A 12,286-nucleotide genomic window follows, 5' to 3' on the forward strand; every position below is an offset into this window, starting at 1 on the left:
GACAATTTTGTGCACCAATCCTAGCGTGCGGGGCCGCCGCGCCTGCGTCGGCGGAGCTCCACGCGGTCGCGACCTGGTCATCCGGTGAGGAACTCGGCGACGAGCCGGCTCGCTGCGGGGCGGCCCGCGTGGAAGTAGGCGTGACGGAGACCGGGCAGCACGTGCGCGCGGGCGTCGGGGATGCGTGAGGCCAGGAGGTCGGCGTTCTCGGGCGGGGTCATCCGGTCGTCGGCGCCGTGCAGGACGAGGGTGCGCGCGCGGAGGTCTGCCAGCCGGCCCCAGGCGTCGTGGTCGTTGCTGGCGGCCAGGTGGTGGCGTCGGGCGTGCGGTGGCATGTCCGGGTCGCCGAGCACGGTGCGCGGACCGTGGTGCTCGGCCAGCCACGCCGGGCTGTACATGAGCTCCAGCAGCGCCTGCTCCGCCGCGCGCCGGTCGGGCTGTGCGAGTGCGCGGCGCACCGCCGCGTCGCGCTCCACGGCGTGCGGGCCGCCCGGCGAGGTGCAGCCCAGCACCAGTCGCCTGACCCGTGCAGGGTGGTTGATGGCGAGCCACTGGGCCGTGCGCCCGCCCATGGAGGTGCCGTAGACGTCGGCGGAGTCGATGCCCAAGGCGTCGAGCACCGCGATGACGTCATCGGCGAAACCCGCCGTGGAGCACGGCTCGTCGGGTTTGCCGCTGGCCCCGGTACCCCGGTAGTCCAGGGTGATCGTGCGGTGGGCGTGCTCGAAGTCCTCGCGGACACCGTCCCACCAGTGGTGGTTGTTGTCCTGCCCGGCCAGCAGCACCAGCGAGCGCCCCCGGCCGCCGACCTGGAAGGCCAGCTCGGTGCCGTCGGCGGCACGCGTGCGCTCCTGCACTGCTGGCATGCGTTCCTCCCGGCGGTGATCCTCCGGGAGGAACCCTACGCACGCGCGCTGCCGCCCGGCGCGGTCTGCGCTGCAGCTCACCCGCGCTCGTAGGCCTCCCACCAGGTGAACGACGCGCGGTAGCCCTCCGGCGTGTTGTCCGGCGCATGGCTGGCCAGGCCGTTCTTGCCCGCGTGGTAGTCGGCGACCTGGTCGGCGGCCTCCCGGTGGGTGTCGGTGTCGCCCACCGCAACAGCGTGGACGTGGTACGGCCAGTCGGCCTGCTCCGGGGTCCGCAGCCAGGCGGCGAAACCGACCTCGCGCAACGCCTCCACCGTCTTCCAGCGCTGCTCGGTGCTCAGGTCCTTCACCGAGATGTCGATGGCACCGCCGCCCGCGTGGGTGCACGCGGAGGCATCGCTGCACCCCTGGTAGGAGCCTTGCGTGACGGTGATCCGCCAGCTGAGCGCGCCGTCGGCCTCCGCGAGCATGTCCGCGGTGCGTTGGTTGACCGGCTTCCCGGAGTAGGTCGTGCGGTCGCCCACGTCGATCACGCGCTGGACGTCGAAGCGCCCGTCCCCGAGCTTCACCAACGAGCTCGGACCGGGGATGCCGTTGGCGCCGATGCCGGTGAAGCCGAGGTCCTCCTGCCACTGGGAGTAGGCTTCGACGGTCTCGTCGCCGTACCAGCCGTCCGCCCCGGTCTGGTGGCCCTTCGCCGACAGGGCCCGTTGCACCTCCTCGACACCGGCATCACCGGGCAGCTTCGTCTGCCCGGTCACCGGCTCCACTTGGGACTGGACGACGACCTCGTCCATGTTGACCGCCGCCGCTGCCTCGGCCCGGGGTGCGCCGAGGGCACCGGCGCCCACCACGAGCACGAACGGCAGCGCCCCTGCGCGAACAGGCATCATCGGAATTCCTCCACCCAGTCGGGAACGCCCCGATCATGCGCCGTCACGAGCCGAGAACCACCACCCCGAGCCGGGTTTCAGGGGTTTCCCTGCTCCAGACGGCCTGCCGATGTCCGCCACTCGGCCGATCGCCACGGCCGCGGCGAGCCGCTCGGCCCGGCCTAGGTGTGGCGCGGTTCTTCCGGGCCGGTGCTCAGACCGACGAGCTGACCGAGGCGCGCGAGTCCGGGACGATCCGCCCCGCGGTCGACTCCACCTACCCGCTCGCCGAGTTCGCGGCCGCGCACCGGGCGCTGGAGAACGGTGGGGTCCGCGGAAGCTCGTCATCCGGGGTGTGACGACTTCTCGGCACCGGGGAGCGTTTCCGGGGAGTAGACGGCAAACTGGGCGGCGAGCCGCACGGGACTGAGGGGGCCGCGACTCATGAACAGTGCACAACTCGCCGAGATCGTCGCTCGCGACGCCGCCGACGGCGTCGGTCAACACGTGGTCCGCGCGCTGATCGTCCGCTCGGGCCGCGCGTTGATGCTGCGTCGACCGGCCCACGAGTTCCGCGGCGGCGTCTGGGAAATGCCCGGCGGCAAGGTCGAACCGCACGACGGCGACCTGCTGGACGCGCTGCGCCGCGAGGTCCACGAGGAAACCGGGCTGGCCGTCACCGGATTCACCCGCTACCTGGCCGCTTTCGACTACACCAACCGCAAGGGGCGCTACGTCCGCCAGCACACGTGGGCCGTGACGGTCACCGGCGAACGCGTGCAACTCTCCGAACACGACGCCTACACCTGGACGAACGCCAGCGACACCCACCCGATCAGCCCGGAAGATCGCGATCTGATCAACCGGCACGCGCTGCGACCACGGGCACTCCCGTAGCGGTCACCCGTTCCGCCGACGACAGCACGACCCGTTGACCACAGGATGGACTGCACGGCTTCCGCAGTCTCCTGGAGGACGACGATGTCCGAGGTTCCGCTGATCACGCTCGACCCGCTGGCCACCGATCACCACGGCGAAGCCGCACGCATGCGGCGGGCGGGCACCGTCGTGCGCGTGCTGCTGCCGGGCGGGGTGCGCGCCTGGGCGGTCACCGAGCACGCGGCGCTGGCCGAGCTCGTCGCCGATCCGCGCGTCAGCAAGGACTGGCGGAACTGGACCGCCGTGCGCGAGGGCGAGATCGCCGACGACTGGCCGCTGATCGGCATGGTGAAGGTGACCAACATGGTCACCGCCGACGGCGTCGAGCACCAGCGGCTGCGCCGGCTGGTGACGCGCGCGTTCACCCGCGGTCGCGTGGAAGACCTGCGCCCACGCGTGCAGCAGATCATCACCGAGCTGCTCGACGACCTGCCCCGGCACGCCGAGGACGGTGTCGTGGACCTGCGACCGCACTTCGCCTACCCGGTGCCGATGAACGTGATCTGCGAACTCGTCGGCGTGCCAGTGGAATGGCGCCCCGAGCTGCGCGAGCTGGTCGACAGCACCTTCCGCACCAACACCAGCCCCGAGGAGGTGCTGGCCACCCAGAGCGCCCGGCACCGCCTGCTCAACCAGATCGTCGACCTGCGCCGCGACTCCCCGGTTGCCGACCTGACCAGCGCGTTGCTGGCGGCCGGTGAGGCCGGTGCGGAGGCGCTGACCCCGGAGGAGCTCGTCGACACGCTGTGGCTGTTGCTCACCGCCGGGCACGAGACGACGCTGTCCCTGGTCCTCAACACCACCCGCGCGCTGCTCACCCATCCTGACCAGCTGGAACTCGCGCGCACCGGCGCGTGGGCGGAGGCGGTCGAGGAGACCCTGCGCTGGGACGCGCCCATCGGCAACTTCCTGGCGCGCTACCCGCTGGAGGACATCACCATCGCCGGGGTGACGATCCCGCGCGGTGAGGCGATCATCGCGCCTTACAGCGGAGTCGGGCGCGACCAGGCGCACCACGGGCCCGACGCCGACCGGTTCGACCTCTCCCGCGCTCAGGAGCGCCACCTGGCCTTCGGTGGCGGGCCACACTTCTGCCTCGGTGCGCACCTGGCGCGGCTGGAGGCCGTCGAGGCCGTGTCGGCGCTGTTCGCCCGCTACCCGGGCCTCGCGCTGGCCGAGGACCGGTTGTCGCCGGTGCCGTCGTTGTTCAGCAACTCGGTGCAGCAGCTGCCGGTCCGCTTGTGACCGACCGTTCCCACCGCTCGGCGCGATCTCGCCCTCCCGACTGGTGAAACCGGGAACACCGCAGGCCAGATCGCTCCTCGCGCACAACTGTTCAATTCGCGTCCTCCTGTCCGCCACGGCGATCGACTTATGATCAGCGCGGTTCCGAAGAGCGGAGAGGGGCGGTCGCCTTGATGAGCACTGTGGACGGAAGGCACCCTCGCAAGGGCCGGGCGGCCGCCGCCGGGGTCGCGGGGGCCGGGCTCCTGTTGCTGGCGCTGCCACCGGCGATCGCCGTGGCCGAACCCCCCACCGCCTTGCCCGCCAGCGCCGCCGAGGCGGATGCGAAGTGGCAGCCGGCCCTCGACTACGACGGCGACGGTTGCTACCCGACCCCCGCCATCGGTTCGGACGGCACCATCGCGCCGGGGCTCGACACCACCGGCGCGGTCAGCGGCAACTGCCACGACCAGTCCGACCTGGACAACACCAACGCCTACTCGCGCGCCGAGTGCAACAGCGGCTGGTGCGCCTACGTCTACGACCTGTACTTCGAGAAGGACCAGGCCGTGGACGGCAGCGGTCTCGGCGGGCACCGCCACGACCTCGAGCACGTCATCGTGTGGGTGGAGAACGACGAGGCCAAGTACGTCTCGACCTCGGCTCACGGCGACTACTCCACCCACCCGGCCGAGGTGGTCCAGTGGGAGGGCACCCACGCGAAGGTCGTCTACCACAAGGACGGCGTCAGCACCCACTGCTTCCGCTTGGCCGGGGCTGGTGAGGAGCCGGAGAACCACTACGGCACCTGGCAGTACCCGGCACTGGTGAGCTGGGACGACTGGCCCGACACCGGACTGCGCGACACGCTCACCTCCGCTGACTTCGGCAGCGCGAGCATGGCCATCAAGGACGACGCCTTCGCGAGCAACCTCGAGAAGGCCAAGCCGGAAGGCATCCCCTTCGACCCCCACGGTTGAGGTCTCACCCGCGGAGCCGCTTCGCCGGCCGGGCCCAGTGGCAGGGCTTGAACGGGCCCCCGTGGACGCGGTGCGCCGCACGGGCCCCGCGAGCGTGTGCGCACGACGTCCCAGCCGCCCTGCCACGGGGCCGTCGGAGAACCTGAACCGTGCCGGCTGAATCCCGCGTCGAACTTCGCGAGAACTTCGACGCCCGAAGTACCCCGTCGAACTTCTCGCGAAGTTCAACACCTCGGTTGAGGTCTCCACTGCGGAACCGCCTCGCTGGGCGGTGCCGGTAGCAGGGCTTGAGCGGCTCCATGGACACGGTGCGCCGCACGGACTCCACGCGCTGCTTCACGCAGCGTGTGCGCGCGGCGCCCCGGCCCACCCCGCCAAGCAGCTGCAGAATGGCCGGTGCCGGACTGAGTCCCGCGTTCGAACTTCGCGAGGACTACGACGCCCGAAGTGCCCCGTCGAACTCCTCGCGAAGTTCGGCCCCTCGGTACCCCGCCGAACTTCGCCCGAATTTCGACGGTCTCCGCGGCGCGTGGGAGGCCGGAGCGGCGGGGCCGCTGCGTTCCTGCGCAGTTGGGCTTCGAGGGTGGTTCATCCCGCGTAGGTGCGGACCGCCAGGCCTCTCACTCCTGGGTCGGTGGCGAAGACGGCGCCGGCTCCGGGGTGCTGGTCGAGGTCGGTGTCGGTCTGGGAGGTCGTGATGTAGAGGCGGTCGAGGTCCGCGCCGCCGAAGGTGCACGAGGTGACCTTCGGCGCGGGCACCTCGATGACCTCGGCGAGCGCCCCGTCGGCGGTGTAGTGGCGGACGGCGCCGCCACCCCACAGCGCGACCCACACCCCGCCTTCGGCGTCGACGGCGAGCCCGTCCGGGGACCCGTCGGCGGGATCGACCTGGGCGAAGGGCCTCCGGTTGACCAGCCTCCCCTCGTCGAACTCGAAGACGTCCACGCGCTGGGTGGGCGTGTCCGCGTAGTAGGCGCGGCTTCCGTCCTGCGTCCACATGAGACCGTTCGAGATGGTGACCTCGTGCAGCACGGTGTCGACCCGGCCCTGCGGGTCGAGGCGGTAGAGCGCACCGGCGCCCGGTGTTTCGGCGTAGGCCATGGAACCGCAGTAGAACGCCCCGTCCGGGCCGCAGCCGCCCTCGTTCATCCGGACGTCGTGCCCGCTCCACAGCTCTGGCAACGGGCGGACGTCCTGCAAGGCGTCGTCGGCGAAGGCGAAGCCGCGCTCCAGCGCCAGCACCGCTCCGCCGGATTCCCGCGGGCGCAGCGCGGCCGCGACCGTTCCGACGTGGTCCCGCCGGACTTCGCCGGTGTCCTCCACCAGGGTGAGCACGTCACCGGCGAGCATGTCCACCCACCGCAACCCGGGCCACCGCGGGAACCACACCGGGCCTTCCCCGTGGGCGGCCAGCGGATCCGTGACCTGCTCCAACATCGATGGACCTCCGCGTCGCGTCATGGGTGCAGCAGCACCTTCCCGGTGGGCACGGCCGGATCGGCCAAGATCTCCAGCGCTCTCCCGGCATCCTCCAACGCGAACTCGTGCGTGACCAACGGGGCCGGGTCCAGCCGTCCGGTTGCGAAGGCGCGCACCGCGTGCGCCCACGCGCGCGAGGAGGCGCCGAACACGGTCTCCACGGTGACGGCGGCACCGACCAGTTCCGCCGGGGTGATCGGTTCGTGCTCCTCCGGGGCGAGGCCGGTGAGCACGGTGCGCCCGCCCCGGCTGGTGGAGCGCACGGCGAGCCTCCCGGTTCCCGAGGCGCCCGCGGCTTCCAGCACGACGTCGAAGCCGCCGCCGAGCTCGTCCGGGGTGCAGAACTCGCTGGCACCGCAGGTTGTCGCTGCTTCAGCGCGCTCGGCGCGCGGGTCGACCACCACCAGCCGACCGGCACCGGACGCGGCGAGGAGCTGGGTGGCGAGCATGCCGAGGGTGCCGCCGCCGATGACCGCCACGCTCTCGCCGACCTGCACACCGGCTTTGAGCACCGCGGAAGCCATGCACGCCGCGGGTTCCAGCAGCGCGGCCGCGCGTAGGTCGGCCTCATCGGGCAGCGGGTGCAGCAGGCGCGCGGGGAGTCGCAGGTGATCGGCCCACGCGCCGGGCTGGGTGAACCCGGTTTCGTCGTAGACCGCCGAGCACAGGTTCGTGTCGCCCTCACGGCAGGAGGTGCAACGGCCGCAGTTGCGGAACCCCTCCCCCACGACCTTCCGCCCGACCAGCGCCGGGTCGGCCCCAGCACCGACCTCCAGCACCGTCCCGGACCACTCGTGGCCGGGCACGACGGGGTAGCGGACGAACTCCGCGGGGCGCGTGCCGTGGTGGACCTCCAGGTCGGAACCGCAGATCCCCGCCCACGCCACCGCGACCAGCGCCTCCCCGTGCCCAGGAGGCTCGGGTTCGGCTGCGACCACGCGCAGCGCGTGCGGAGCGTCGACCTGGACCGCGCGCGGCACCACTGCTCACACCCCTCCGACGATCACCATCTCCCGAGCCGAGCCTCCCCCGCGGAACACCCGCTGTCCAGAGGACCGTTCACGCTCAACCAGGAGGTCGGCCGATGGGCATCCGACCCGATCAACGCGCCCCCTCCGACTCGGGTCGTTGCCGTTGCTAACGGTCTAGTGTCCGGGCCATGCTCGTTCCGCCGTCCACTCGCGTGCCGAACCGGTGGTTGATGCTGGCGGTCTCGATGTTCGCCCAGCTGGCCGCCACGGTCTTCACCAACGCCGCACCTGCGCTGATCCCCAACCTGCACTTCGAGCGCGGGTTGTCGTTGTCCCAGGCGGGCCTGGTCGCCGCGGCGCCGTTGGCGGGGACGATGTGCACGCTGATCATCTGGGGTGCGGTCGTCGACCGGATCGGCGAGCGGATCTCGCTGCTGGTCGGGCTGAGCATGCTGGCCCTCAGCGCGGCGGCAGCTGCGCTGGCCGGGTCGCTGGTGCTGCTGGCCGTGCTGCTGTTCTTGGGCGGGGCGGCCGGGGCCAGTTCGAACTCGGCCAGCGGCCGGGTGGTCTCGGGGTGGTTCCCCCCGCAACGCCGCGGCTTGGCGATGGGCATCCGGCAGACCGCGCAGCCGCTCGGGGTGGGGCTCACCGCGGTCCTGGTGCCGAACCTGGTCGAGGCGGAGGGCCTCGCGGTCACGATGCTGGCCGTGGCCGCCGTGTGCGCGGTGGCGGCGGTCCTGGTGGCGGGGTTGATCGTCGACCCGCCGCGGCCTCCGGTGCACGGATCGCCCACCACCGGGCGCGGCGACAACCCCTACCGCGGGGACCGGCGGCTGCTGCGCATCCACGGCGTCTCGATCGCCCTGACCGTGCCGCAGCAGACGGCGTGGACCTACATGCTGGTCTGGCTGATCAGCACGCAGCACTGGAGCACCGCGGCGGCCAGCGCGCTGGTCGGCACCACGCAGCTGATCAGCGCGCTGAGCCGGGTCGGCGCAGGCGTCTGGTCGGACCGGATCGGCGACCGGCTGCGCCCGATCCGCCACTTCGCCTTCGGCTCGGCCCTCGCGATGGGCGGACTGGCGGCCTTCTCCGGCACTCCCCTGGCTTTGTCGTTCATGATCGTCGCCTCGATCATCGCGGTGGCGCACAACGGCCTGGCCTTCACCGCGGTGGCCGAGATCGCGGGCCCGCACTGGAGCGGCCGGGCCATGGGGGCCCAGAACACCGGGCAGTCCCTGACCGCGACCGCCGTCCCGCCGATCATGGGAACGCTCATCGCAGCGGCGGGCTACCCGATCGCGTTCGCCGCGGCCGGCGCCTGCGCCCTGCTCGCGGTCCCACTGGTCCCCGTCAAGCGAGCGGAACCTCGCACGACCGCCAGAACTCCCCGAGCGCGCTGATGCGGTCAGGCGCTCGGTCGTCTCGTCCGAGCAGAGTCCCACCGCAGCGCCCGAACCGCTCGGGACCGGCACCCTCCCCGGGACGAGGGAGTTGCGCGTGACCTGTCCGTCCCGGCCGAGGCGGAGCCTCCAGCCGTGGAGCAGCGGGTCAGCCTGCCTGGGCTCGTTCGATCAGCGGTACCACCTCGTCCAAGGCGTAGGACATGCCTCCGGCGGTCCCGGCCGAGAAGGCTTGGGCGACCTGCTCGTCGTGCAGCACCACGGCTCGCCCTTCGCGGACCGAGGGCACCGCCTGGACCGGCGGGTCGCGGTCGATCTCGGTGGCGGACAGCCCGATCGGGAACAGCACGGTCAGGTCGGCGTTGAACAGGTCCACGCGTTCCGGGGAAACGCTGATGAAGAAGTTGTCGCCGGCCTGCGCCTGCAACGCCGGAGACTGGCGGAAGCCCAGCCGCTCCACGAACTCCAGACGCGATCCGCCGTTGACGTAGGCGCCGTAGGAGCCGACCATCTTCGCGCCGACGGCCGCGGTCTTGCCCGCGAACTGCGGGTGCGCCGCAGCGGCCTGCTGGAACTTCGCCTCCAGGGCGGCCTTCTGCTGGGCCGCCTCGGCGGACTTGCCGAGGGCCTTGCCGACCATGTCGAGCTGCCGGTCCCAGGTGGTCAGGTACGACTCACCCCCGGGCGGGATGCTCACCACCGGCACGCCCAGCCGGGAGAGCAGGTCGTAGCGCTGCGGATCGCCGCTGGCGCGGGTGTCGAGGATGAGGTCGGGCTCGAGGGCCGCGACTGCCTCGACGTCGACCTCCATCGTGCCGAGCATCGTCGGCGGCGTGGTGTAGCGCTTGTCGGCGGGGACCCACGGCGGGACGCCGTCGCCGCCGACCGGCAGCCAATCGGCGGCACCCACCGGCTGCACGCCGAGGCTCAGCGCGGTCTCGGCATCGCCCCACCCGAGGGCGACCACGCGCTGGGGCCGCTCGGGAACCGTGACCTCGCCGAACGCGGTCGTGATCGTCACGGGGAACTGCCCGTCGGCCGAAGGTCCGGCTGATTGGTCCGACCCGGGACCGGGCGCACCGCACCCGGCCAGGACGATCCCCAACACGACCACGATCATCATCCGCAGAGCGCGTGTCCGGCGCATTTCCCCACCTCACAGCTAGTTAAGCGTGCCTAACCTAACCGGCGCTCCGCGGGGGAGTCCAGACCGGGAAGCACCCGGCGCCACCGACGTTCGTCACATTCGTCCTGTCCGGACGGCCGCGCTCCGGAAACCTCGCCGAGCAACTTCCGGTCGGTTCGCGCGTTGACCTTCACGAGGGTCCGGTCGGGCTTGCGGAGGGACGCGATATGGACAGGCTCAACGGCAAGCGCGTGCTCGTCACAGGCGGAGCGTCGGGGATCGGTCAGGCCAGCGTGCTGCGCCTGCTCCAGGAGGGCGCTCGGGTGCTCGCCACCGACGTCGACGAAACAGGGCTGAAGGAGACCGCCCGACTGGCGGGCGAGGCCGGCACCTGCGACCGACTGGGCACGCTGCCGCTGGACATCGCCGACGAGGACGCGGTCGACGCCACCGTCCCGGCCGCCGCAGAGCAGTTGGGCGGGCTGGACGTGCTGGTCAACGCGGCGGGCGTGCTGCACGCGGCGCGCACCCACGAGTGCTCGCTGGAGCTGTGGAACACGATCCTGACCGTCAACCTCACCGGCACGTTCCTGGTCACCCGCGCAGCGCTGCCGGCACTGCTGGCGACCCGCGCCGGTGTCGTGATCAACTTCAGCTCGACATCGGCGAACTTCGCCCACCCCTACATGGCGGCCTACGCGGCCAGCAAGGGCGGCATCCAGTCCTTCACCCACGCCATCGCGCTCGAGTACGCCAAGCAGGGTCTGCGCGCGGTGTCTCTGGTGCCCGGCGGAATCCGCAGCGGGATCACCGAGACCACCGGCGACAAGCTCCCGGCCGACGCCGACTGGGACCTGTTCACCAAGCTCTCCCCCGCCTTGGGCAGCGGCTTCGCGCCACCGGAGCACGTGGCAGGCGTCGTGGCGATGCTCGCCTCCGACGACGGGGCCTTCATCACCGGCACCGAGATCCGGGTCGACGGCGGCACCCACCAGTAGACCCTCCACAGTGGAATCCTGTGCGTGCTCTTGACCGTGGTGGTTCCCTGGTCGCAGCGATGTTGCGCGACTGGGGGGGTGGTGATCATGTGCTCGGTGTCCGCTCGTGCTCGGATCAGCAGACGCACCGCGCTGGCGGCGGCGGCCGCGTCGGTGGCGACCGCGGGAACGGCCACAGCATCGGCCGGTCGCGGGCTCACGGCCGGCGTGGGGGCGCAGGTCTTCGACGGCCGACGTGCGCTGGGCCGCGCGACCGTCCTGGTCGAGGGGGCGCACGTCCTCGCCGTCGGCCCGGAGCCGGTGGTGCCGCGCGGGTTCGAAGTCGTGGACGGCCGGGGCCGAACGCTGCTGCCCGGGCTGGTCGACGCGCACATCCACGCGCCGCTGAGCGCGGACGCGCCGCGCTTCGGCACCACCACCGAGCTCGACATGTTCGGCTTCCTGGACCAGCTCGGCCCGTACAAGCGGCTGCGGGAGTCGACCGCGCCGAACGCGTTGTCGGACCTGTGGTCCGCGGGCACGCTGCTCACCGTGCCCGGCGGGCACGGCACCCAGTTCGGGCCGATCCCGACACTGCGCCCGGAAGCCGGCCGAGCTGGGATCGACGCGTTCGTGGCCGACCGGCTCGCCGAGGGCTCGGACCACGTCAAGGTCGTCCGCGAGGACGGCAGCCTCTACGGCGACGAGCGGATGCCCACGTTGACCCACGAGCAGGTCGCGTGGGCCGTCGACGCCGCGCACCGGCGCGGCGCCCGCTGCGTCGTGCACACCACGACGCAGCGCGACGCGGCGGCCGCGTTGGGCGCCGGCGCCGACGGCCTCACGCACGTACCCGGCGACCCGCTCAGCGACGAGGCGCTCGAGGTCGCGGCTCGCAGCGGCGCTTTCGTCATCGCCACGCTGTCCGTCTTCAACGGCATCGGCTGTGCCGGCGCAGCCGATGAGGTGCTCACCGACCCGCTGATCGCGCCGCTCCTCTCCCAGGAGCAGCGGGACGGGCTGAGCCTCGACGGTGTCCAGTGCATGCCGGAGATCTTCCGAGCCGCTTCCGCGAACATCGGTGCGTTGCACCGGGCCGGTGTCACGGTGCTCGCCGGGACCGACCTCGGCAACCGGGGTGTCGCCCGGGGTGCCAGCCTGCTCTCCGAGATCGGCCTGCTGGTCGACGCCGGTCTGCCGCCGACAGCAGCCCTGCGGGCGGCCACCGGCGCTCCGGCCGACCGGTTCGGCCTGCACGACCGAGGCGTGCTCGAACCCGGCCGACGCGCGGACATGGTGCTGGTCAACGGCGATGCCACCCGCGACGTGCGTGCGGTCCGGGACATCGAGGTGGTCTGGCGCAACGGGCACCGGATCGACCGCACACCACGGGATCAGTCCGGTTCGAGCTTCGTGGCGGTCAGGCAGGCGCTTCCGGAGTGATCGGCG

The 12,286-nt window shown here is 72.0% G+C and carries 12 protein-coding genes; 7 read left to right on the forward strand and 5 right to left on the reverse strand.

The window, feature by feature from the left end; genetic code table 11:
- Positions 1-77: 77 nt before the first annotated feature.
- Both EIL87_RS01810 and EIL87_RS01815 read right to left on the reverse strand, forming a co-directional pair.
- Positions 78-866 carry an alpha/beta fold hydrolase gene (locus tag EIL87_RS01810; protein ID WP_125088337.1) on the reverse strand — a complete coding sequence of 263 codons (789 nt, stop codon included), beginning with the start codon at positions 864-866 and terminating at the stop codon, positions 78-80.
- Positions 867-943: 77 nt separating this feature from the next.
- A complete protein-coding gene (locus EIL87_RS01815) occupies positions 944-1,759 on the reverse strand; it encodes a peptidoglycan-binding domain-containing protein (protein WP_125088338.1) in 816 nt (271 codons plus the stop codon).
- Between the two features lie 35 nt (positions 1,760-1,794).
- Between EIL87_RS01815 and EIL87_RS27650 the strand changes: the two genes are divergently transcribed.
- From EIL87_RS27650 to EIL87_RS01835, 4 genes are all read left to right on the forward strand, one after another.
- Complete coding sequence (locus tag EIL87_RS27650; RefSeq protein WP_125088339.1) at positions 1,795-2,097, forward strand: zinc-binding dehydrogenase; 303 nt, start codon at positions 1,795-1,797, stop codon at positions 2,095-2,097.
- An 85-nt stretch (positions 2,098-2,182) separates the two neighbouring features.
- Positions 2,183-2,635 carry an NUDIX domain-containing protein gene (locus EIL87_RS01825; RefSeq protein WP_125088340.1) on the forward strand — a complete coding sequence of 151 codons (453 nt, stop codon included), beginning with the start codon at positions 2,183-2,185 and terminating at the stop codon, positions 2,633-2,635.
- Positions 2,636-2,719: 84 nt separating this feature from the next.
- On the forward strand, positions 2,720-3,922 hold the full coding sequence (locus EIL87_RS01830; protein WP_199740144.1) for a cytochrome P450 family protein: 1,203 nt from the start codon (positions 2,720-2,722) through the stop codon (positions 3,920-3,922).
- Positions 3,923-4,095: 173 nt separating this feature from the next.
- On the forward strand, positions 4,096-4,881 hold the full coding sequence (locus tag EIL87_RS01835) for an NPP1 family protein (RefSeq protein ID WP_125088342.1): 786 nt from the start codon (positions 4,096-4,098) through the stop codon (positions 4,879-4,881).
- Positions 4,882-5,469: 588 nt separating this feature from the next.
- Here the strand turns inward: EIL87_RS01835 and EIL87_RS01840 are convergent.
- Positions 5,470-6,318, reverse strand: a complete 849-nt coding sequence (locus tag EIL87_RS01840) for an SMP-30/gluconolactonase/LRE family protein (RefSeq protein ID WP_125088343.1) — start codon at positions 6,316-6,318, stop codon at positions 5,470-5,472.
- Positions 6,319-6,338: 20 nt separating this feature from the next.
- Positions 6,339-7,343: a zinc-dependent alcohol dehydrogenase gene (locus tag EIL87_RS01845; protein ID WP_233575944.1), complete on the reverse strand. Its 1,005-nt coding sequence runs from the start codon at positions 7,341-7,343 to the stop codon at positions 6,339-6,341.
- A gap of 176 nt (positions 7,344-7,519) precedes the next feature.
- Here EIL87_RS01845 and EIL87_RS01850 point away from each other — a divergent pair, with 176 nt between their 5' ends.
- Positions 7,520-8,734 carry an MFS transporter gene (locus tag EIL87_RS01850; protein ID WP_125088344.1) on the forward strand — a complete coding sequence of 405 codons (1,215 nt, stop codon included), beginning with the start codon at positions 7,520-7,522 and terminating at the stop codon, positions 8,732-8,734.
- A 148-nt stretch (positions 8,735-8,882) separates the two neighbouring features.
- Here the strand turns inward: EIL87_RS01850 and EIL87_RS01855 are convergent, their stop codons facing one another.
- Positions 8,883-9,881, reverse strand: a complete 999-nt coding sequence (locus EIL87_RS01855) for an iron-siderophore ABC transporter substrate-binding protein (protein ID WP_125088345.1) — start codon at positions 9,879-9,881, stop codon at positions 8,883-8,885.
- Between the two features lie 206 nt (positions 9,882-10,087).
- Between EIL87_RS01855 and EIL87_RS01860 the strand changes: the two genes are divergently transcribed.
- Entirely contained in the window at positions 10,088-10,858 is a 771-nt protein-coding gene (locus EIL87_RS01860) for an SDR family NAD(P)-dependent oxidoreductase (RefSeq protein WP_125088346.1), read from the forward strand.
- 96 nt (positions 10,859-10,954) lie between these two features.
- Positions 10,955-12,280, forward strand: coding sequence for an amidohydrolase family protein (locus EIL87_RS01865; RefSeq protein ID WP_158628563.1), 1,326 nt, complete (start codon positions 10,955-10,957; stop codon positions 12,278-12,280).
- The last annotated feature ends 6 nt before the right edge of the window (positions 12,281-12,286 follow it).

The sequence above is a fragment of the Saccharopolyspora rhizosphaerae genome, assembly GCF_003931915.1.
Taxonomy (GTDB): Bacteria; Actinomycetota; Actinomycetes; order Mycobacteriales; family Pseudonocardiaceae; genus Saccharopolyspora; species Saccharopolyspora rhizosphaerae.